21 protein-coding genes and 1 riboswitch are annotated in these 20,399 nt (G+C 46.8%); of the genes, 19 read left to right on the top strand and 2 right to left on the bottom strand.

Annotated elements, in window-relative coordinates; all coding sequences use genetic code 11:
* Positions 1 to 28 precede the first annotated feature (28 nt).
* The 16 genes from HPY27_RS00155 to HPY27_RS00085 all read left to right on the top strand — a co-directional run bounded on the left by HPY27_RS00155 (position 29) and on the right by HPY27_RS00085 (position 15,413).
* Complete coding sequence (locus tag HPY27_RS00155; RefSeq protein ID WP_017248978.1) at positions 29 to 1,501, top strand: aldehyde dehydrogenase family protein; 1,473 nt, start codon at positions 29 to 31, stop codon at positions 1,499 to 1,501.
* 32 nt (positions 1,502 to 1,533) lie between these two features.
* On the top strand, positions 1,534 to 2,424 hold the full coding sequence (locus HPY27_RS00150; protein WP_017248977.1) for an NAD(P)-dependent oxidoreductase: 891 nt from the start codon (positions 1,534 to 1,536) through the stop codon (positions 2,422 to 2,424).
* A 401-nt stretch (positions 2,425 to 2,825) separates the two neighbouring features.
* Positions 2,826 to 2,936, top strand: a complete 111-nt coding sequence (locus HPY27_RS30480; RefSeq protein WP_371736766.1) for a class III lanthipeptide — start codon at positions 2,826 to 2,828, stop codon at positions 2,934 to 2,936.
* A gap of 141 nt (positions 2,937 to 3,077) precedes the next feature.
* Positions 3,078 to 5,696, top strand: a complete 2,619-nt coding sequence (gene lanKC, locus HPY27_RS00145) for a class III lanthionine synthetase LanKC (protein WP_174224082.1) — start codon at positions 3,078 to 3,080, stop codon at positions 5,694 to 5,696.
* Between the two features lie 161 nt (positions 5,697 to 5,857).
* Positions 5,858 to 6,166 carry a thioredoxin family protein gene (locus tag HPY27_RS00140; RefSeq protein WP_017248974.1) on the top strand — a complete coding sequence of 103 codons (309 nt, stop codon included), beginning with the start codon at positions 5,858 to 5,860 and terminating at the stop codon, positions 6,164 to 6,166.
* A gap of 64 nt (positions 6,167 to 6,230) precedes the next feature.
* Positions 6,231 to 7,514, top strand: a complete 1,284-nt coding sequence (locus tag HPY27_RS00135) for a glycoside hydrolase family 18 protein (protein WP_174224080.1) — start codon at positions 6,231 to 6,233, stop codon at positions 7,512 to 7,514.
* A gap of 96 nt (positions 7,515 to 7,610) precedes the next feature.
* Positions 7,611 to 7,838, top strand: a complete 228-nt coding sequence (locus tag HPY27_RS00130) for a hypothetical protein (protein WP_026043118.1) — start codon at positions 7,611 to 7,613, stop codon at positions 7,836 to 7,838.
* 82 nt (positions 7,839 to 7,920) lie between these two features.
* A complete protein-coding gene (locus HPY27_RS00125; protein ID WP_174224078.1) occupies positions 7,921 to 9,132 on the top strand; it encodes an alanyl-tRNA editing protein in 1,212 nt (403 codons plus the stop codon).
* 33 nt (positions 9,133 to 9,165) lie between these two features.
* Positions 9,166 to 9,549, top strand: a complete 384-nt coding sequence (gene kapB, locus HPY27_RS00120; RefSeq protein WP_017248970.1) for a kinase-associated lipoprotein KapB — start codon at positions 9,166 to 9,168, stop codon at positions 9,547 to 9,549.
* A 41-nt stretch (positions 9,550 to 9,590) separates the two neighbouring features.
* A riboswitch (TPP riboswitch) is annotated at positions 9,591 to 9,701 on the top strand.
* A gap of 200 nt (positions 9,702 to 9,901) precedes the next feature.
* Positions 9,902 to 10,105, top strand: coding sequence for a sulfur carrier protein ThiS (gene thiS, locus HPY27_RS00115; protein WP_007729348.1), 204 nt, complete (start codon positions 9,902 to 9,904; stop codon positions 10,103 to 10,105).
* A gap of 5 nt (positions 10,106 to 10,110) precedes the next feature.
* Complete coding sequence (locus tag HPY27_RS00110) at positions 10,111 to 10,884, top strand: thiazole synthase (RefSeq protein WP_017248967.1); 774 nt, start codon at positions 10,111 to 10,113, stop codon at positions 10,882 to 10,884.
* Positions 10,877 to 12,172 carry an acetylornithine deacetylase gene (locus HPY27_RS00105; protein WP_174224077.1) on the top strand — a complete coding sequence of 432 codons (1,296 nt, stop codon included), beginning with the start codon at positions 10,877 to 10,879 and terminating at the stop codon, positions 12,170 to 12,172. The genes HPY27_RS00110 and HPY27_RS00105 overlap by 8 nt, the downstream gene beginning before the upstream one ends.
* Before the next feature lie 7 nt (positions 12,173 to 12,179).
* A complete protein-coding gene (gene tenA / locus HPY27_RS00100) occupies positions 12,180 to 12,860 on the top strand; it encodes a thiaminase II (protein WP_017248965.1) in 681 nt (226 codons plus the stop codon).
* Positions 12,845 to 13,627 (top strand): ABC transporter ATP-binding protein, encoded by a 783-nt coding sequence (locus tag HPY27_RS00095; RefSeq protein ID WP_174224075.1) that lies wholly within the window; start codon positions 12,845 to 12,847, stop codon positions 13,625 to 13,627. The genes tenA and HPY27_RS00095 overlap by 16 nt, the downstream gene beginning before the upstream one ends.
* A complete protein-coding gene (locus HPY27_RS00090; protein ID WP_106833178.1) occupies positions 13,627 to 14,385 on the top strand; it encodes an ABC transporter permease in 759 nt (252 codons plus the stop codon). Before HPY27_RS00095 ends, HPY27_RS00090 begins: the two co-directional genes overlap by 1 nt.
* Positions 14,382 to 15,413, top strand: a complete 1,032-nt coding sequence (locus HPY27_RS00085) for an ABC transporter substrate-binding protein (RefSeq protein ID WP_174224074.1) — start codon at positions 14,382 to 14,384, stop codon at positions 15,411 to 15,413. Before HPY27_RS00090 ends, HPY27_RS00085 begins: the two co-directional genes overlap by 4 nt.
* 77 nt (positions 15,414 to 15,490) lie before the next feature.
* On the opposite strand, the gene HPY27_RS00080 is transcribed toward HPY27_RS00085, so the two are convergent.
* Positions 15,491 to 16,873, bottom strand: a complete 1,383-nt coding sequence (locus HPY27_RS00080; RefSeq protein ID WP_174224073.1) for a sensor histidine kinase — start codon at positions 16,871 to 16,873, stop codon at positions 15,491 to 15,493.
* Positions 16,874 to 17,587, bottom strand: a complete 714-nt coding sequence (locus HPY27_RS00075) for a response regulator transcription factor (RefSeq protein WP_017248960.1) — start codon at positions 17,585 to 17,587, stop codon at positions 16,874 to 16,876.
* 152 nt (positions 17,588 to 17,739) lie between these two features.
* Between HPY27_RS00075 and HPY27_RS00070 the strand changes: the two genes are divergently transcribed.
* The 3 genes from HPY27_RS00070 to HPY27_RS00060 are packed head-to-tail and all read left to right on the top strand — an operon-like array spanning position 17,740 to position 20,144.
* Positions 17,740 to 18,651 carry an ABC transporter ATP-binding protein gene (locus tag HPY27_RS00070; protein ID WP_069844883.1) on the top strand — a complete coding sequence of 304 codons (912 nt, stop codon included), beginning with the start codon at positions 17,740 to 17,742 and terminating at the stop codon, positions 18,649 to 18,651.
* Positions 18,651 to 19,400, top strand: a complete 750-nt coding sequence (locus HPY27_RS00065) for an ABC transporter permease (RefSeq protein ID WP_017248958.1) — start codon at positions 18,651 to 18,653, stop codon at positions 19,398 to 19,400. The genes HPY27_RS00070 and HPY27_RS00065 overlap by 1 nt, the downstream gene beginning before the upstream one ends.
* A 12-nt stretch (positions 19,401 to 19,412) precedes the next feature.
* On the top strand, positions 19,413 to 20,144 hold the full coding sequence (locus HPY27_RS00060; RefSeq protein ID WP_174224072.1) for an ABC transporter permease: 732 nt from the start codon (positions 19,413 to 19,415) through the stop codon (positions 20,142 to 20,144).
* Positions 20,145 to 20,399 lie beyond the last annotated feature (255 nt).

Below are 20,399 nucleotides of genomic sequence, written 5' to 3'. Positions count from 1 at the left end.
TTTTTACTATATACAATAACCCTATAAGATGCGGAAGGTGGGAGACGATTTGACAGCAACCTACAATAACTACATCGATGGAGCTTGGGTGACGAGCCATACTGGACAGGTTTTCCCAAGCACGAACCCTGCCAATACGAATGAGGTTCTCGGTTTTTTTCAAAAATCGGACGGGCTGGATGCGCGTTCTGCCATTGAAGCTGCTGCCAATGCTTTTGGTGAATGGTCACAAAAATCGGCTCCCACACGTGGAGAATTCTTGTTCTCCCTCATTCACTTATTGGAAAAACACAAAGAAGAGCTCGCAGAAACGATCACCAGTGAAGTCGGAAAAACATTGCGGGAAGCGAGAGGCGAGGTCGCCAAGACTATCACCTCCATGAAGCAGTTGACTGGGGAAGCTACTCGCTTGACAGGTCAAACGGTGCCTTCCTTTGATGAACAGGTAATTGGTTACACGGTGCGAGAGCCAATCGGGGTTTTCGCGATTATTGCGCCATGGAATTTTCCGCTGGGGATTGGCTTGTGGAAGATCGTCCCGGCTATCCTCGCAGGCAATACAGTTGTGTTCAAGCCAGCGAGCAACACCTCCTTGATTAGCGTAAAGCTGATGGAGCTCCTGATTAAAAGCGGCGTTCCGAGTGGTGTCGTGAATTTGGTAACAGGACCGGGTGCGGTCATCGGTGATGAATTAGCGAATCATCCACTGGTCAAAGGGATTTCATTTACGGGTTCTTCGGAAGTGGGACTTGCTTTGGGGAGAGCAGTTGGAGCCAGAGGAGGCAAGATTCAGGCAGAGATGGGCGGGAAAAATCCGGCGATCATTCTCGCGGACGCTGATGTTGACCTCGCTATCGATTCTATCGTACTGAGTGGATTCTTCGATAATGGCCAACGTTGTACAGGGACCAGTCGCGTATTGGTTGTTCCCGAAGTAGCCGAACAAGTAAAAGCAAAACTGATTGAGCGAGCGAAGGGCTTGAAAATCGGGAATGGTTTCGATCCAGACAATCATAACGGGCCAGTAGTGGACGAGCATCAGCTCAATTTGTATCTTCATTATGTACAAAAGGGGATCGAAGAAGGTGGCGTACTGGAATGCGGCGGTAAGCGCCTTGTAGAAGGTGATCTCGCCCAGGGCTACTTCGTCGCGCCGACGGTATTTACCGGTATTACGCAGGAGATGACGATTGCCAACGAAGAAATTTTTGGCCCTGTGATCGCCGTGATCGATGTGGATTCTTTCGAACATGCCATGCAAGTGGCTAACCAGGTTGAATTTGGCTTGTCCTCCACGATTTTTACGAACGATTTACAAAAAGCTTTCCAATTTGTCAAAGGCATTCAGTCAGGTGTCACGCATGTTAATATGCCGTCGACTCATTTTGAATCACAGTTTCCGTTTGGTGGCAAAAAGATATCTGGATTGGGTCCGAGAGAGCAAGGGGAGTCAGCGCTCGATTTTTACGTCGAGACCAAAACGGTTTATATTCGGCCATAAGAATAAGTATAGGAAAAGCAGGAGGAGCGAAGATGGAAGCGATTGGTGTAATCGGCATCGGTGCAATGGGTAAAGGGATGGTCTGCAATCTGTTGCAAAAAGGCTACCACGTGTATGCCTATGATCCAAGTCCAGCAGCAAAAGCCTGGGCAAAGGAAAAAGGAGCGATAGTCGTCGAGTCTCCACAGGCAGTGGGTAGCGTAGCACGTGTCGTTTTCACTTCGCTTCCAGGTCCTGCGATTGTTGAGGAAGTTATGCTGGGTGCGGACGGACTTTTCTTATCATTAGGGGAGGGCAGTTTCGTATTTGATACAAGTACGATTGATCCTACTACAGCAAAACGTCTGAATCAGCACGGCGTAGAAAAAGGGATCTACTACTACGATTGTCCGGTGAGTGGAGGACCTGCGGGTTCTGTGGCCGGAACGTTGACCATTATGGTCGGCGGAGATGAGACAAAGCTTCCAGAAATCATGGACTATCTCAGGGCAATTGGAAAGGAAATTTTTTATCTGGGGGAATCTGGCTCTGCACAAGTGGCGAAGCTTTGCCACAACTCTGTCGTTGCCGTCATCACAGCAGCATTGGGCGAGGCGTTCAGTGTCGGTGTAAAAGCAGGTGTCGATCCACACAAGCTGGCAGCCGTCATGGACAAAGGTTCTGCCCACAATCGTGTGCTCTCCGTTTTTGGGCCTAACATCTTGTACGGTACGTATGAAAATACGGTCTTTTCATTGGATCATATGCACAAAGATTTGCAGCTCTATGCGCAAACCGCACGTGAACAACAAGTGCCTGTTCTCGTTGGTGGTACGGTTGCGCAAATGTATGAGGCAGCAAAAGCACAAGGCAAGGGTAGCTGGGATTCGAGTGCCGTCTGTACCGTGACGGAGGAGTTGGCTCATACAACGATTGCGCGTTAAGCGTTGAATCTGAAAGAGAAAGTAGACTACAACAACTATTGCTTGTAGTCTACTTTTTTTCTTCGTAAGCTTCTCTTCCCCAAATAAAAGATAAAAAATTCAGTAGAGGTGACTCTCCAAGAATCTTCAGTAACCGAGTGACAGCTATTGTGGGGCAAGTGGCGCTGGAAAGCCCTTATATAGGTACCATCAGCTATTCGAGAAATTTTCTGAATCTATTGCATATTTAGAATTCATTTGACAATAATATCACTTATTGTTAAAATATGTAATATAGATTCGATTTAAAGGTGGTTAGAATTTTAGTTCGCGATGAAGACCGGAGTATTAATATAGTACAAGCTTTATAGATTTGAAAAATAATAGGCACGACATTTCATCTAAATTTTGGAAGGAGGTGAATGATAATGAATCAAGTACTGAATTTACAAAAACTTCCTCAAAACGAGGCAAGTGAAGCAGCTGCTAGGTGGTCGTTGTATAGTAACATTTGCCCTTGGCCATGGGGGTAATGGTTGTTAAGTGCTTCTTCAGAGAAGACCTAGTTGAAGGGTAACTTCAACTAGGTCCTTTTGATTGAGACGAATACATAAGATGTAGCTTACAAATTATTGGGAGAGGTTCATAAATCATTTATGAGAGGAGAGTATATCATGAAGGCAGACATGGTTTATTATGATTATTTAAATGAAAACTCGAAATATTTCACTCCTAACAAATCAATCGTTACTGAGAGAGAATTTAATGTGACAAATTTATCAGATGATTGTGTAGTTAGCAGGGAAGAAAATTCTGTATGGAAAATGTACAAGTTTAAAGAACGATCCTTGCAAGCTCAAGGTTGGAAAATCCATATTAGTGCAACACTTGATAATGCAGAACAGATTTTACAGAAGGTCAGTCATATATTGGTTGAACGTAAAGTCTATTTCAAACATCTTGCAAGCGAATGGGATTATTTCACTTCAAACTCAAAGATCGCAAATAGAGCAAGTTCGGGAAAGTTTATTACGATCTATCCTCCTAGTGATGATGATTTTTTACATTTATTAGATCTACTATATACCACCCTTCATTCTTTTGAGAGTGGTCCCTACATTCTGAGTGACAAGTGTTGGAAAAACAGCAATGTTTACTATAGGTATGGTGGATTTGCAATGATATTCAACGAACAAGGCGAACTGTGCATAAAAGATGAGAATGGTGAATTGCTTGTAGACGAAAGAGTTCCTTACTATCAAGTACCTTCTTTTGTTAAAGAATTTGATCAGTATTTAGATACTTTAAATACCACATCTATTGAGGCTGAAGTAGAAAATAATAAATTTGAAGAATACGAATTTCAAACTGCACTTCGCTTTACGAATGGTGGAGGAATCTATGTAACAGAAAGGAAGAAAGATAAAAAGAAAGTCATTATTAAAGAAGCAAGGCCAAAATCAGGATTGGATGGTCAAAAAGTTGATGCATTAGAAAGACAAAAAATCGAACTTGATGCTTTATCAAAGCTATCGAAAGTAGATGGAATTGTAAATATACTAGATTACTTTACATATTGGAAACATAGTTTTCTTGTGGAAGAGTATGTGGATGGAATGGACTTAGATTCCTGGATTGTAGCGAACTACCCTTTTATTAATAATGGTGATGTCAAAGTCTATAAGGACAAAATACATAATATTCTTACTAAATTGGTGTCTATTGTCGAAGAAATGCATAAAAATGGTGTAGGAATGGGAGATTTACAACCAGTAAATATTATCATATCTGAAGATTTAAACGTGACTCTGATTGACTTTGAAACAGCACTACCTAAGGATTTGGAAGGAAAGCCTACACTGCAAACATACGGATTCTCTCATCCACGTAATAAAAATAACGGAGAGAGGGATTGGTATGCAATAAAGAAAATCCTACGACATTGCTTATTGCCAATTGGACCAATCGAGGATATTGATTCTGATATGTTTTATTATCAGGATCAATGGATTGAAAAGGTTTATGGAGAGGATTTTCTACTATTTGTAAAAATGATAAGGGAAAAATGTAATCAGCATTTATCATTTATAGGAGAAGAGAGTAGGTCGCATGCCATAAATAAAAATGTGATGAAAAAGGATATTTCCTCCATTATTGAAGGTCTCAGAAATGGTATTGAGAAAAATTTTGTTCCTAGCGAAAAATTAATTCATGGGGATATCAGGCAATATGAAAGCAAAGCTGGGAAATACAATGTACAAAATGGAGGCACTGGAGCTGCGCTAGCATTTTTTAGATCTGGTACTGTGAGTGAGAATATAAACCATTGGATTGAAAATGAATTAATGAAAAACATCGATTCTATTGAACAAGGTGGATTATTAACAGGTAAAGCAGGCATAGGGACAACATTGTATGAAATCGGTTATAAAAAAGAAGCAATGAACATCTTTGCAAACATAAATCTTAATTCGTCTGATCTATCTTTAAGGTCAGGATTGTCAGGTATAGGTCTTGGGTTCGTTAGTCTTTATTTAGAAGAAAAAGATGAACGTGTTCTCGACAAAGCAATATTTGTAGCGAGTATCATTGATACTTTTATGAGCGAGAAGAAAGAGTTAAAAGTTCAGGATTGGGCCGGGATTCCAATCGGTATAATGGATGGTTGGTCTGGAGTCTCGTTGTTTTACTCGGCTTTGTATGCAGTCACCAAAAAGGAAAATTATTACTTGAAATCTATCGAATGCATTGATAAAGATTTAGAAAAAACCAAAGAAGACAAAAGCACATTGCAAACGATTGATGACTCCAATCGCTTATTACCTTACCTTTCAGGGGGATCGTTAGGCATAGGAATAGCAATCGTATACCTAAATCATGTTAGTGATAAAAAACGTTACGAAAGAGAATTGAGCTTAATTACGAATTTATATCGTGTTAGATGTAGCATAAGCGGGGGGCTTTACGATGGCGCTGGAAGCTTTTTGATAATACCGCCGCTCCTAGGAAAAAGTGATTCTGCGTATACAAACAAAAAAGATTGTGTAATTGAATTGTTACGTCTATTTTTAATTCCTAAGGAAAATCATATTTTATTTCCAGGGCAGTTTTGTTATCGTTTATCTGATGACTTTCAAACAGGGAGTTCTGGTATTATACTAGCTTTAGAGGGGATATTGAAAGATAACCCATTATATTGGCTTCCATTAATAAATATCGATGATTTTTATAAAAATACAAAATATAGCCAAGATGTAGCATGTGTAAATGCCGCCCCAACTACAATCAAGTAATGAGGCGTAGAGTAGTGGTTGGCTTTGTTCCATAATTGTATAAGAGTACCAAATGGACAGTGCTACCTTATGGTTGGTTACTGTCGTTTTTGGTTTGCGAAAGAGAAAAAGGTTGTTTAGATCCTGTATCATGTCCAATGTGCAGAAAGGAGAGATACGACTTGCAAGAACTAACCTCAACAGAACTGATCCAATACCTGCAAGAAAAGGAGTCGGTCGCTCTTTTTGTCTATACACCGATGTGTGGGACCTGCAAGCTCGCAGCACGTATGCTCGGCATCATGCAAGAAACATTACCTACCGTTCCTCTGTATCAGATCAACATTAATACGGCGCCTGCATTGGCAGAACAATGGCAAGTGACCAGCGTTCCCGCCTTGCTTATTTTTCACAGAAATGAATTGTTGGAACGCCATTATGCCATCCAGTCCGTTGGATTTTTATACGATGTACTGAAACCTCTGGCCTAGACATACACCTATTTCCTTCGCCATGAATATGACAGAGAGAGAAGAAATGCGAAGGAGGAGGCGTATGCAAATCCACGTGGTGGAAGAAGGACAAACCTTAGCGAGCATCGCCGAGACGTACGGCACGACGGCAGAAGCGATCACCAAGGCGAATGAATTGCCAGATCCCAATAAGCTGGCAACCGGACAGGCGATGGTGATCCCGATTGTAGGAAGCTACTATTGGGTCAAACAAGGAGATACGTTGTATACCATCGGTCAGCGTTACCAGATCAGCGCAGCAGAGCTTGCTCGCGTCAATGGGATTTCTCCCTATAAACCGCTACAAGTCGGGCAAAAACTTTATATCCCGCCTCGCCCTAGACGAGCGGCTGATTTCAATGCATATGTGGAACCGCGCCGCACTGTCCCACCAGCGATGGAAGCGGATGTTCGGACGGCTGCTCCTCATCTGACGTATTTGGCACCGTTCAGCTTTCGTATCAAACGGGATGGCACCCTCGATCGACCAACGCTGAACAATTTTCCGGCGATCGCAAAAGAAAACCAAGTACTACTTATGATGGTCGTGACGAATTTGGAAAAAGGTCAGTTCAGTACGGAACTGGGCGCACTCATCCTGAACGATCAAGAGCTCCAGAACAAATTGTTGGATAATATTCTCGCGACCGCCCGTGAGCTGGGAATGGGGGATATCCATTTTGATCTGGAAGCATTGCCCACAACAGGTGCAGATGCGTACGCGAACTTCTTGCGAAAAGCAAGGGACCGTATACATGCAGCAGGATTGATGATGTCTGTTGCGCTCGCTCCGAAGACGAGTGCCGAGCAAGCTGGCAAATGGTATTCCGCCCATGATTACAAAGCGATAGGAGCGCTTGCCGATTTTGTCGTGATCATGACGTATGAATGGGGCTATAGTGGTGGTCCTCCCATGGCGGTTTCTCCGATCGGACCGGTGCGGCGTGTTTTACAGTACGCTATTACCGAAATACCAGCCGAGAAAATTTTGATGGGCCAAAATCTGTACGGATACGACTGGACCTTACCGTACGAGCGAGGAACGACAGCGAAAGCTCTGAGTCCACAAGCCGCAATTGCTTTGGCTGCGCAGCATAATGCAGTGATCCGGTATGACTATCGCGCACAGGCTCCGTTTTTTACGTACACCGATGATCAAGGCAAGCAACATCAGGTGTGGTTTGAGGATGCGCGGTCGATCCAAGCTAAGTTCAATCTAGTTAAACAACTTGGTTTGAGAGGCGTCAGCTACTGGAAACTCGGTTTGCCATTTCCGCAAAATTGGCTGTTGATCGAGGAGAACTTTCGCGTCCGTAAGCGTGCATAGTCATCTGGCGTACATTCCATCGCGGGTTGTACGCCTTTTTTTCGAATGAAAAATCATGGTATGATGAAGATGACAGTAAGGAAAAGGGGAGAAATCATGGGAGAATGCAAATTGGATCACAGCCATGAGGACGTACACAAAAAACTGGCAGAACAAACTCCATATCTGTCGGAGTTGCGTGTGAGTCAATTCAAGAATCAGTTGAATGGCGAACTCAGCCAAGAGCGTCTAAATGAACTGTTTCATTTATTGAAAAAGTATGACCTGGCAAGCCCAGAGGAGCGCCAAGAGCGCGAAAAACAAATGGATCACTTGTTTGGCTAAGTTTTATACATACGTTTTTTTGTTTTGCCCCCAAGTGGGAGAATCAGGCTGGAACCATGGTTCCATGCAGCGAGGAGTAACGATGGACGACAGACTCTATTATCAGGATGCCTATACAAGAACGTTTTCGGCCCAGGTGACGAGGGCTGGTGTCGAGCAAGATGGGACACCTTACGTAGTACTAAATCAAACGGCTTTTTACCCTACTGGAGGTGGACAGCCTTCCGATCTGGGCGTATTGGAAGAGATTCGTGTGGTAGATGTGGAAGAGGTAGAAGGCGAAATTCGCCATAGACTGGAAGCTCCCTTATCTGAAAGCATAGCGGAAGTAACGGGTCACATCGATTGGGACCGTCGCTTCGATCATATGCAACAGCATGCTGGACAACACATTTTATCTGCTTCCTTCCTGGAAGTCGTGCAAGCGGAGACTGTTGCCTTTCACTTGGGCAAAGAACGTGTCACCATTGATGTACGACTAGATGAGTTGACAACAGATGTATGGGAGAAGGTAGAGAAGCGAGCGAATCAGATTGTTCTGGAAAACCACCCCATCATAGCGCGGTTCGTTGATGACGAGGAGTTGGCAACGCTGCCCTTGAAAAAACAGCCGACCGTTACTGAAAATATTCGTGTCGTGATGATTCCTGAGTTTGATTACAACCCATGCGGAGGAACACATCCTGCACGTACGGGCGAAGTCGGGATGATCAAGATCTTGGGCTGGGAGCGACATCGCGGAAACATTCGTCTGGAATTCATCTGTGGCTGGCGAGCTTTGCGGGACTACAACCAAAAGCAAGCTGTCGTTCGTGATACGGCGAAGCTGCTCGCTACCAATGAAGGTGAACTGATCGCACAGACGGAACGCCTCCTTGCAGAACGTGACACCTTGAAGGCAAAATTGGCAGAAGTGGATAAGCAGCTGTTAGAAGTGGAAGTCAATCAACAACTATCTGCTGCTAGCCAACTCGGTCATTCTCGCCTCATTATGCATACCTTCAAGGACAAAACCATTCAACAGCTTCAGCAGTTCGCACATCTGGCTACTGCTCTGGCGCCAGATGCGATTTGCCTTTTAGCTGCTACTACCGAAGACAAAATGCAAATCGTGTTTGCTCGTGGGCAAGAAGTCAACGTAGCCATCAATCAAGTGTTGAAAGAAACCTTGCCGGTCATTGAAGGAAAAGGCGGAGGAAATCCTGCCATGGCACAGGGTGGTGGTCAGTCAGTAGTAGATGCGGAAGAAGTATTGCTGCATGCTCGCAAACTGCTGGAAGCCTCACTAATGTAAATACATTTGATTGAATAAAAGGAGGAAACCGCGATGAACTGGAATCCGGGAGATATCGTTCGCGTGGCGCAGCGAACTGGAGAATATATTGCAGAAGTATTGGAAATCCACGATTCGAAGCTGCTGGTAAAAGTGTTGGCCGTTACTAAATACCCGACGCAAGGCGATTTGCATTCTTCCTACGAAGTAGATGTGCCGCTGTTTCACCAGCGTCCAGCACTCTCTTACATGGAAAAATTCATGACGCCTGTCCAAGGGGTCATTCGCTATAATGGCGCGATTCCGGACTACAAGGAATCTGTGCGTCAGGCGATGGAGAGAGAAATGGAAAAGCTTTCGAAAATGGCAGCTTGGGCAGAGCGTTGTCTCATTGAGCTGGAAAAGATGCACAAGGAAGCCTTTACAAACACGAAATAGAGTGGTACTGTAGTACTCGAATGTACGACAATTGCATAGCTTTACTACCAAACGGGGGCCAAGCAACGTTGGCTGAGATTGTAACGAGTGTGTTACTGACCGTTGAACCTGACCTGGGTCATGCCAGCGGAGGAAGAGGTATTTGGAATCAGTATCACGGTGTCGCATCCGAGCAGAACTATGCTTGTTTGCGTGCATGCATGATCAGATCTCACTCAACCATCCGAGGCGGATGGTTTTTTTATGCCATTCGTCTGGGGAGATGGGATGGGTATACGGCTTCTTCTGTTTGTCTGAATCGACTCAGGCAGGCGGGAGAAGCCGTTTTTTTTCCAGTAGAAGGAGGTAATCAATGATTGTTCAGCTGAATGGGAAAAAAGTAGAGTTGGCGGAAGAGATCACGACAGTGCGAGCCTTGCTTGCTTCTTATTCCCTGCAAGAAAAGATTGTCGTCGTAGAACGAAATGGAGAAATTATTGATCGCTCCGCGTACGAACAAACACCGATTGCAGACGGAGATCGCATAGAAATCGTTCATTTTGTCGGAGGAGGATGATCATTATGATGGATACATTGAAAATTGGACCTTACGAGTTTCGCTCCCGTTTGCTTCTCGGGACAGGTAAATTCGCTGATTTGGATACACAAGGGAAAGCGGTAGAGGTGTCGGAAGCAGAGATTTTGACATTTGCGATTCGTCGCTTGAATTTGGAAAATCCGCAAGAACCAAACTTTTTGGAACAGCTCGATTTGAAAAAATTCACCTTGCTACCTAATACAGCAGGTGCCTATACAGCTGAAGAAGCAGTGCGCATTGCTCGTTTGGCTAAAGCATCAGGATTGTGTGACATGATCAAGGTAGAAGTCATTGGAGACCCGAAAACCCTTCTCCCTGACCCGATTGGTACGTTCGAGGCTTCGAAAATCTTGGTGGAAGAAGGCTTTATCGTACTGACCTACACCAATGACGATCCGATTCTTGCTAGACGTTTACAAGAAGTCGGCGTACATGCGGTTATGCCAGGTGCGTCACCAATTGGTTCCGGACAAGGGATTGTCAATGAAAACAACCTCCGCTTTATCATCGAGGATGCTAAGGTACCGATTATCGTCGATGCAGGAATTGGCTCGCCAGCAGACTGCGCGAAAGCGATGGAACTAGGTGCTGACGGTGTCTTGTTGAATACAGCAGTCGCACTCGCTGACAATCCTGTCTTGATGGCAGAAGCGATGAAGCTCGGGGTGGAAGCAGGTCGCAAAGGCTTCCTGGCAGGTCGTATCGCGAAAAAGCGTTACGCGTCCGCAAGCAGCCCGACTGAAGGGATGATTGAGTAGCGTGGATCGACTGACAGAAGCGGTAGAATCGATTGCCAGTCGTAAAGAAGAGCTGTTCGCGTTATTGGCAGAGCTCGTTTCTCATCCGACTGTGAGTCCTCCCGCGCGAAACAGCGATGCCGCACAAGGAGTAATCGCCAACAGATTGCAAGCGATGGGATTCGAGGTCGATCGCTGGACGGTATATCCAGGAGACGACAATATCGTCGGCCGGTTATCAGGGAGTGCCTCTAGTCAGGCAAACAGTTTGATTGTCAACGGGCATATCGATGTGGCTGAAGTCGGAGATGACACGGGGTGGACCTATCCACCTTTTGCTCTGACACATGGCAAGGATGGGCGCTTGTACGGCCGTGGTGTTGCGGATATGAAAGGTGGACTGGCAGCGAGCTTGTTTGCGATCCAAATGCTGCGCGAACACGGAATGGAGCTCCAAGGAGATCTGCTCTTTCAATCCGTCATCGGAGAAGAAGCGGGTGAAGCGGGGACATTGGTCGCCATCGAGCGAGGCTATCAAGCTGACTACGCCGTTGTAGTGGACACGAGCAATCTCCAAATGCAAGGACAGGGCGGGGTCATCACAGGCTGGATCACGATTGAGAGTCCGACGACGCTGCATGACGGAATGCGCGCACAGACCATTCATGCAGGCGGACGCGTACGGGGAGCTTCTGCCATTGAAAAAATGACGAAGGTGATCAACGCACTACAGGAGCTGGAGCGGGATTGGGCTGTCATGAAGTCCTACCCCGGCTTTCCACCAGGCAGCAATACGATCAATCCCGCAGTCATCGAGGGTGGTCGTCACGCAGCGTTCATCGCAGACCGTTGCGCACTATGGATTACCGTTCATTTTTATCCGAATGAATCCTACGAAGAGATCATCCGAGAGATCGAGGATCATGTCGGGCGTGCAGCAGCAGCTGATCTTTGGTTGAGAGACAATCCTCCAACATTCCGGTGGGGCGGACGTTCGATGATTGAGGAGCGCGGTGAAATTTTCCCTTCACTGGAGTTGGATACGGAACATCCGGGGTTGGCAATGCTGCAATCCGCCTATGAAAGTCACATGCATCAAGCGCCTGTCGTTAATATGTCGCCTACGGTGACAGATGCAGGCTGGTTTGCGCATGCAGGCATTCCGGCTGTACTATTCGGGCCCGGTGAGCTCACGTATGCACATGCCGTAGATGAATCCATTGATCCTGACCAGCTTGTTCATTTTGCCCAGATTATGGCCCGATTTATTGCCACCTGGTGCAATACCCCAAAGGAAGCGAAGGAGTGAGTATCGCATGACAACCTTTACTGATCGTTTGAGAAAAAGTGTAGCCCCGATCTGGGAGCGTGTTCATCAACATCCTTTCGTCACCGGACTTGGAGATGGCAGCCTGCCCGTTGGTGCATTCAAATATTACATGAAACAAGACTACATCTATCTGATTGATTATGCGAAAATGTTCGCGATTGCGAGTGTGAAGGCGTACGATCTGGAAACAAGCTCCAGATTCGCTGCTTTGCAAGAATCGACGCTGAACACAGAGATGGAGCTGCATCGTCAGTATGCTGAGCGATTTGGCATCTCTCGCGCGGAGCTGGAAGCGACAGAGCCTTCGTTTGTCATGCTGGGATACACCAGCTACATGCTGCGTGTCGCTCATCAAGGGTCGTTGGCAGAATTGGTGAGTGCACTACTCCCATGCACATGGAGCTATTGGGAAATCGGCAAGCGCTTGGCACAAGTAGAAGGGGCGTTGGAACACGAACTGTACGGGGAATGGGTACGCATGTACAGCTCCGATGAGTTTGGGCAGCTGGCGATCTGGCTGATGGATATCATGAACCAATTGGCGGAAGGAAAGAGCGAGCAAGAGCTGGCCAAACTGGAAGAGTATTTTGTCAATACCTCCAAAATGGAGTACATGTTCTGGGACATGTCCTACAGAGAGGAAATGTGGCCGTGGGAGAACAACTAGCTTTCGCCGACGTCAGCTTTTCGTATGGCGACAAGCAGATTCTCGATCATTTTGATCTGCGTGTGGAAAAAGGAGAGTTCGTCAGCTTGATCGGTCCGAGCGGGATCGGGAAAAGCACCTTATTTCAGCTCATCGCAGGTCTTCTTGAGCCGGGGCAAGGTGAAATCAGACTAGGCAGTGTAGCAGTTGCAAATCGTTTGGGGCAGGTCGGCTATATGCCCCAACGCGATCAGCTCATGCCATGGCGTACGATTGTTGAAAATGCAGCTTTGCCGCTAGAAATCAAAGGTATGAAGAAAAAAGAAGCGTATGAGCGTGTCAGACAGCAATTGCCAAGGTACGGGCTCCAGGATTGGGCTGACAGCTATCCAGCCCAGCTTTCCGGTGGGATGCGTCAGCGGGTTTCCTTTTTGCGGGCGTTGTTTTCTGGTGCAGAGATGATGCTGTTGGATGAGCCGTTTAGTGCATTGGATGGAATTACGAGAATGGACATGCAAGAGTGGCTAATGGAAAAGTGGCAGGAAACAGGCAGTACGATGCTGATGATTACACATGACATCGATGAAGCCATTTTACTTGCAGATCGTATTATCGTGCTTTCGGGTAGTCCGATCACCAAGCCGATCGAATTAACCGTTCCGGTAAACAGACCTCGGACGGCAAGCAGTCGTAATCAAGCCGGATTTTTGGCATTGCGTGAACAAATTTGGGAACTGCTGCGACAGGAGCGCCAAGCAGCAACGAAGCCGTTGAGGAGAGAAGCATGATGGGGAGAGGCATCTGGTTTGGCATCTCCATCGCCATTTTTCTCCTGGTATGGGAAGCGGTATGTCGCTTCTTCGGAGTGCCGCCATTCATTTTACCGCCGCCTAGCGCTGTCGTTGTGTCTTTGTGGGATTTACGTGCCTCTCTAGTAGGTGTCCATCTTTGGGCGACGTTACAGGAAGTGTTACTAGGACTATCGATCTCGATTGTGTTTGGAATCTCTCTTGCCTTCGCGATGATTCGCAGTCGGATTGTCGAGCGCTTGGTCTATCCGTATATCGTCATCTCCCAAACGATCCCCATTATTGCATTATCACCCGTATTTATTTTGTGGTTCGGGTATGATTTATCTGGAAAAATCGCTGTTACGATTCTGTTTACTTTCTTTCCGATCGTCGTCAACACGTATGATGGACTTCGCTCGACGGACAAGGAAATGCTCCAGCTGTTAAAAACGATGGGGGCAACAAACGGACAAATTTTCACCAAGCTGCAACTCCCGTCGAGTTTACCCCATTTCTTCAGTGGTCTCAAAGTGGCAGCTACCTACAGTGTGGCTGGGGCGACGATCGGAGAATGGCTTGGGGCGAGCGAGGGTCTCGGGTATTTTGGCAGACGGGCATCCGGCAATTTTCAGGCTCCCGCGTTGTTTGCCTCGGTCCTGTTGCTCTCGATTCTCGGCATGCTGCTGTTTTGGCTGGTTGGACGAATCGAACGTCATTTTTCCCCGCATATGAAAACTAAAGGAGAACAACAATGAAACCTTTCAACAAATGGACGAAAGCATTCATGGCACTCACATTGGCAACAGGTCTTGCCGCTTGCGGCAATCAGGCGAGCTCGGATGCTGGTCAGACGCAAGCCCCTGCTAATAAAGGAGCGGAGCCGACAGAGCTGACGATTGCGCTCGATTGGTATCCGAATGCTGTACATTCCTTCTTATACGTCGCAGAGGAGCAAGGCTATTTCAAAGACGAGAACCTCAAGGTGACCATGCAAATGCCTTCAGACAGCAATGATCCGTTGAAGATGGCGGCGGCGGGTAAAGTGGATTTGGCAATCAGCTATCAACCACAGCTCATCCAAGCTCGTGCAGAAGGAGTACCTGTCGTATCTATAGGTGCACTCGTTCGTCATCCGTTAAACGTCATCATGACGCGCCAGGACAGTGGAATCGATACGCCGCAAAAGCTGGCTGGAAAAAATATCGGTTATCCATCACTTCCACTCGATGAATCGATCGTACGTCAAGTCGTGAAGCATAATGGTGGCGATGATTCCGGACTGACCTTCACGGATATCGGATTTGACATCGTTCCAGCGTTGACAGCCAAAAAGGTCGATGCTGTAGTAGGTGGCTATATCAACCATGAGCAACCGATTTTGGAGAAACACGGCGTTCCAGTCAATGTGTTCAAGCCTTTTGAGTTTGGTGTACCGGACTACTATGAGCTCGTATTAGCGACAAGTGATGATACTTTGGGCAAAAAGCAGAAAGCTGTGGAAGGATTCCTGCGTGCGATTGGCAAGGGCCAGGACTATGTGAAACATAATAAGGAAAAGGCACTCGATCTGTTGTTTACCAAACAGGCTGCCGATTTCCCGCTGGAACAAGACATTGAGACCAAAAGCTTGGATATCCTGATTCCGTTAATGGATGCGGGAGAAAAGCCTTTTGGATACCAGACGGTGGAATCATGGCAAACACTGATTGATTGGATGAAAAAAGAGAAGTTGATTACGGCTGACGTGAAAGCAGAAGAGATCATGCGCGATCTCACAAAGTAATCAGTCAAAAAGCACCCCCTTTGCACGCTTTTGAGAGTCTACTCTTCATTGGCGAGACAGAGGAGGTGCTTTTTCGATCAAGAGGAGAGGGGGAAACAAAGTTCTGCTGTCATCCCTTTTCCTGTATCGCTTGATAACAGCAGGCGTCCATGATGAGCGGCAGCAATACGCGCAACCATGGGCAAACCGAGACCATGACCATTGTGTGAGGGAGATTTTCTTTTTGATGAATAAGGCAATTCCACCAAGTCAGGCAGCATGCATGGCTCGATGCCTTTTCCGTTGTCAGTGATAATCAGGAGAGCATTGCGCTGATTGGCTGACAGGGTTGTTTGCACGTGGATGTGACAGCCTGATGGGTTATGCACGATGCTGTTTTGAACCAGATTCGTGATGGCGCGTCCAAGAAGTTTTTCATCGCCCATCACGAAGCATTGCTCAGTCGTGACATCCAGCTCGATGATAAAGCTCTCTGCCAAATCATTGTTCAAAAAGTCAGTGACAATTTGTCGCGCAAGTGTCGATAGCCGAATCGGTTTGGTATGTATGGGCTGCATTTCGTATTCCAGCATGGAAACGAGATTCAAGTCGCTGACCAAAGACCGGAGTTTTTCCCCTTGCTTTCGAATAATGCTTGCTTTTTGCTGCTGTTCGTAAGGCACTGCGTTGCTCTCTTCCAATTCACTGGCATACCCGAGCACCATCGATAATGGCGTGCGTATATCGTGGGAGATTCCAGCGATCCAGTTCGAGCGTGCTTCGTCTCTTGCTTTTAGCAAAGCGTTCTTCTCTTGCAGAAGCGACGATGCATGATTGATGCTTTTGGCAATCCCGCTGAACATTCCTTTTGCCTCGACATGTGAATGCTGATCTTCTGACAGAGCGTGAATCCCGCTAATCAGTGGGCGGATTGCCCGAATGAGTCGAGAGCCGATGAAAAGCGAGAGAAGAGCGGCAAGTAGTATATTTCCGAAAAGCAAAGCCAGTAATCGATACGGCAAATCACTTATCCAACTGATCGGGAAATGAAACTGGTACTTGGCGAGACTATCCTTCGGGTAGCCCACGACGACCAGCCCCATCTCATTCTCCCATACAAAAACAGGATAGTCCTGTAAGTAATTCCGCGAAAACTGCGCCACTTCTGCCAGAGAATAGGCGCGGGGCAATTGGTCCGGTATGGCTTGCTCCCAGACGACTTTCCCATCGTTCGTAATCAGCATGGCCCAAGCCTGGCTCTTTTGTAACCAATCTTGTGCATTTGGTTCCAACGTATAGCTGGTACCGTTCTTGTGAAGACCTTCTGCGACAGTTTGTGTGACGTGAACGGGAGAAGAGCCTTCGTTCATGCCTTTGAAAACAAATGTACCAAGAATAATGTAATTGACGATGAGCAAAAAGACGGCGATCAGGATAGAAGCACCTGTATAACGACGTAAAATTCGTGCGGCTCCATCCATCTACAACTCTTCCTTTACGAGTAATTTGTATCCGAGTCCTCTTACCGTCAGCAAATATTCAGGGGTGGACGGACATGGCTCGATCTTTTCGCGAATGCGCCGCATATGAACCATCAGCGTGTTTTCATACCCGTAGTAATCGTCACCCCATACAGATTGGCACAGGGCATCACTCGTGACGATTCGTCCCCGATTTTCATAGAGTTTTCGCAAGAGTGCGTGTTCCTTGGCGGTCAAAGCGTATTCGCGGTGATCTCTCGTCACGATTGCCGCCTCCAAATCGATCGTACTGTCACCAAGCTGGAAAACGGGCAGACGATCGATTTGGGGAGGCGCATAAACGCGTCGTAAAATGACCAGGAGACGAAGAACGAGCTCGCGCGGTAAAAATGGCTTCACAATATAGTCGTCAGCCCCCAGGCCAAGTCCGAGCAATCGATCTTCATCTTCCCCTCTCGCTGAAAGAAAAATGACAGGGATTTGCGAGAAGCGACGGATCAACGTCAAAAGTCCAAATCCATCTCCATCAGGCAGCATGACATCCAGGATCGCGACATCAGGCTTGTCCGAAGCGCAAATCACTAACGCCTCTTTACAACTACCCGCATGAAAAATACGAGAGAATCCTTCCTTACGCAAAAATCCATCGATCATATTTCTGATTTCAAGCTCATCCTCCACGATGAGCACTTTTTTCTGTTTCCATTCTTCCATATTGAATCACCCGTATTCATTATACTCGCTCGAATTGTGTGTTCTACCCACTCAGAGTCAATTTAAGGTTGTTGTAAGGTTCCTGTCAGCTTATCGACGGGTTGGGACTCTATGATTTCGTAGGAGAGACCAACAGATAGGAGCGAGAAAAGATGAATACGGTGATTCGAACGGAAAACCTTTCAAAACGCTATGGAGGGGTCTATTCCGTCCAGCGGGTGAATCTTGCGGTAGGAGAAGGGGAGGTCTATGGCTTCCTCGGTCCAAATGGTGCAGGAAAATCGACGACTCTTAAAATGCTGCTAGGATTAGTCAAGCCAAGTGAAGGGAGTGTATCTGTATTCGGGAAGGATTTTAGCAGGAACCGACTTGAGATTTTGAGTCAGACGGGTTCCTTGATCGAGGCTCCTTCCTATTACGGTCATCTTACCGGCCTGGAAAATATGCGCGTCATGCAGCGACTGCGAGATGTACCGGACAAACATGTAGAAAAAGCCTTGCAAATCGTCCGTTTGGAAAAACAAAAGAACAAAAAGGTAGATCAGTATTCTCTCGGGATGAAGCAGCGACTGGGAATTGCCATGGCTTTGCTGCATTTTCCAAAGCTCGTCATCCTCGATGAACCGACAAACGGTCTAGACCCTGCGGGAATCGGTGAAATTCGGGAATTGATTCAATCGTTGCCACACGAGTATGGAATGACCGTCTTGCTCTCCAGCCATCTGCTCTCGGAAATCGAGCAAGTGGCCACGTCCATCGGCATTATTCACGGGGGGAAACTGCTGTTTCAAGGGAGTATGGAGCAGTTGCAACGGAATAGTCAGCCTCATGTGTGGATGAAAACGCAGGACAATGAAAAAGCGAGAAGAGTTCTTCAAGAGATGGAGCTTTCTCCAAGTCTCCAAGATGGCTTCCTGGTCATGGAAGGCATGGGGGATAGAGAGGTAGCGCAGACAAACCGGGCGCTGATTATGGCGGGTATAGATGTTTATCGCATTGAAGAGCACAAAAAAAGCTTGGAGAGCATTTTCCTCTCCCTTACAGGCAAGGAGGGGAGCTTGTAATGAGAACGCTTTGGCTGGAGTTTTATAAAATTCGACATAAGCGTTTGTTTCTCATGCTCACCATTCTTTTGAGTATCGAACTGGCATGGGGGTTTATGGCTGTCAGTACCTCCATGACAAAAAATCCGGATGCCGCGACGTGGAGCGCCATTCTTGTCACGATTACAGCCATGAACGGATTGTTTTTGCCGATCGGTTCGGCTGTCATTGTTTCACGGATTTGTGATATGGAACACAAAGGGCGTACGTGGAAGCTGCTGTTGGCTGCCTCTGTCAGTCGAAAAGCGGTTTATGCGGCAAAGTTCGTCTCAGCGGCTGTTTTGATCGGGGGAGCCGTCATTTTACAGGTAGTGGCGATCGTGGCATTTGGCATTGGCTATGGTTTAGCAGAGCCAGTCCCGATTGGCCTATTACTCCGCTTTGTAGCAGGGACAACGCTTACGAATCTCGTGGTGATTGCTCTGCAACAATGGATCTCTCTCGCCATCAAAAATCAGGCATTTAGCCTATGTCTCGGGATGATCGGGGGGTTCATTGGGATGACAGCGAGCTTGTTTCCGCCACAAGTCGGACGCCTTTTCATCTGGTCGTACTATGTAGACTTTTCGCCCGTTACGTATCAGTACGTGAACGAAACCATGCTGTTTACTACGCGTGAAATCGGCGTTCATTTGCCGATCATCGTCGTACTCATGGGCATCTCATTCTACCTTGCTGGGAGCATTCACGTATCCCGTCAAGACGTATAGGGAGGATTTTTTATGCTACTCAGATGTTTGGGAGCTGAATGGGTAAAACTGCGTCGTTCTCGTATTTGGCTCGTTTTGCTTGTGCTTCCTGTTTTCAGTACGCTGATCGGCTTCGCCAACTACTGGATGAACCAAGCGATCCTGCAAAATGGCTGGTATAGCCTGTGGACGCAGGTGAGCTTGTTCTACGGAGAATTTTTCTTGCCCATTCTCATCGCGATCTGCTGTTCGTTCGTGTGCAGACTGGAGCATGTAAATCGGAACTGGAACATGATACTGGCAGCGCCTGTATCGACTCCAACGATTTTTTTCGCGAAGCTGGTAGTGGTTGGCGTTCTCCTTTTTGCTGTGCAGCTTTTTTTCCTCGTGCTGTATATTTGCGCGGGTTTCATCGCTGGACTACACGCACATTTTTCGTTTCCTCCGGAAGTGTTCGGATGGATCATACGAGGCTGGCTGGCTTCGCTCACCATCATCGCCTTCCAACTATGGCTTTCCACGCGGATACAGAGCTTTGCTGTACCTGTCGGCATGAGTGTGTGTGCTGTTTTTGTAGGGCTAGGCTTGTATGTGTCTGGGCTCGGGATGTTTTTTCCTCTATCGATTTTAACGATTGGCATGGGCGTGCTCAGTCAAGAAAGTTTATCGCTAGGAGAGCTGGGGACGTTTGTAGTCATGTGTGTACTGTTTGTGACGACCGGCTGTGCCCTGGGGATTCGCCATCTGACGAGAGCAGGTCTTTAACAGTTTTCACCACATTAACGGTTTCCCTTTCCTGTCAAACAACCTTATAATAGAAGGTGAATGCTTGTAATGAGGAGAAGTTTCCATGGACGACAAACACATAAACAAGACGAATAGCAAATGGGTGATCTGGGGTTTTATTCTCAGCGTACTCGCTTGTGCTGTGTCTATGGCGATTTTCATCTACGTGATGCGCAACTGACAGCACAGGGTGGAAATGTCAAAAAACCGCTCGTTTATGAGAGCGGTTTTTTG

The sequence above is a fragment of the Brevibacillus sp. HB1.1 genome (assembly GCF_013332445.1).
Lineage (GTDB): Bacteria > Bacillota > Bacilli > Brevibacillales > Brevibacillaceae > Brevibacillus > Brevibacillus porteri.
The sequence above is the reverse complement of the archived record's forward strand: the minus strand, read 5'-3'. Positions and strand labels throughout refer to the sequence as shown.

Bases quoted from the DNA above. Each gene is read 5' to 3' on its own strand.
- HPY27_RS00155 (WP_017248978.1), top strand. From the start codon at position 29: ATGCGGAAGGTGGGAGACGATTTGACAGCAACCTACAATAACTACATC.
- HPY27_RS00150 (WP_017248977.1), top strand. From the start codon at position 1,534: ATGGAAGCGATTGGTGTAATCGGCATCGGTGCAATGGGTAAAGGGATG.
- HPY27_RS30480 (WP_371736766.1), top strand. From the start codon at position 2,826: ATGATAATGAATCAAGTACTGAATTTACAAAAACTTCCTCAAAACGAG.
- lanKC (WP_174224082.1), top strand. From the start codon at position 3,078: ATGAAGGCAGACATGGTTTATTATGATTATTTAAATGAAAACTCGAAA.
- HPY27_RS00135 (WP_174224080.1), top strand. From the start codon at position 6,231: ATGCAAATCCACGTGGTGGAAGAAGGACAAACCTTAGCGAGCATCGCC.
- HPY27_RS00130 (WP_026043118.1), top strand. From the start codon at position 7,611: ATGGGAGAATGCAAATTGGATCACAGCCATGAGGACGTACACAAAAAA.
- HPY27_RS00125 (WP_174224078.1), top strand. From the start codon at position 7,921: ATGGACGACAGACTCTATTATCAGGATGCCTATACAAGAACGTTTTCG.
- kapB (WP_017248970.1), top strand. From the start codon at position 9,166: ATGAACTGGAATCCGGGAGATATCGTTCGCGTGGCGCAGCGAACTGGA.
- thiS (WP_007729348.1), top strand. From the start codon at position 9,902: ATGATTGTTCAGCTGAATGGGAAAAAAGTAGAGTTGGCGGAAGAGATC.
- HPY27_RS00110 (WP_017248967.1), top strand. From the start codon at position 10,111: ATGATGGATACATTGAAAATTGGACCTTACGAGTTTCGCTCCCGTTTG.
- tenA (WP_017248965.1), top strand. From the start codon at position 12,180: ATGACAACCTTTACTGATCGTTTGAGAAAAAGTGTAGCCCCGATCTGG.
- HPY27_RS00090 (WP_106833178.1), top strand. From the start codon at position 13,627: ATGGGGAGAGGCATCTGGTTTGGCATCTCCATCGCCATTTTTCTCCTG.
- HPY27_RS00085 (WP_174224074.1), top strand. From the start codon at position 14,382: ATGAAACCTTTCAACAAATGGACGAAAGCATTCATGGCACTCACATTG.
- HPY27_RS00080 (WP_174224073.1), bottom strand. From the start codon at position 16,873: ATGGATGGAGCCGCACGAATTTTACGTCGTTATACAGGTGCTTCTATC.
- HPY27_RS00075 (WP_017248960.1), bottom strand. From the start codon at position 17,587: ATGGAAGAATGGAAACAGAAAAAAGTGCTCATCGTGGAGGATGAGCTT.
- HPY27_RS00070 (WP_069844883.1), top strand. From the start codon at position 17,740: ATGAATACGGTGATTCGAACGGAAAACCTTTCAAAACGCTATGGAGGG.
- HPY27_RS00065 (WP_017248958.1), top strand. From the start codon at position 18,651: ATGAGAACGCTTTGGCTGGAGTTTTATAAAATTCGACATAAGCGTTTG.
- HPY27_RS00060 (WP_174224072.1), top strand. From the start codon at position 19,413: ATGCTACTCAGATGTTTGGGAGCTGAATGGGTAAAACTGCGTCGTTCT.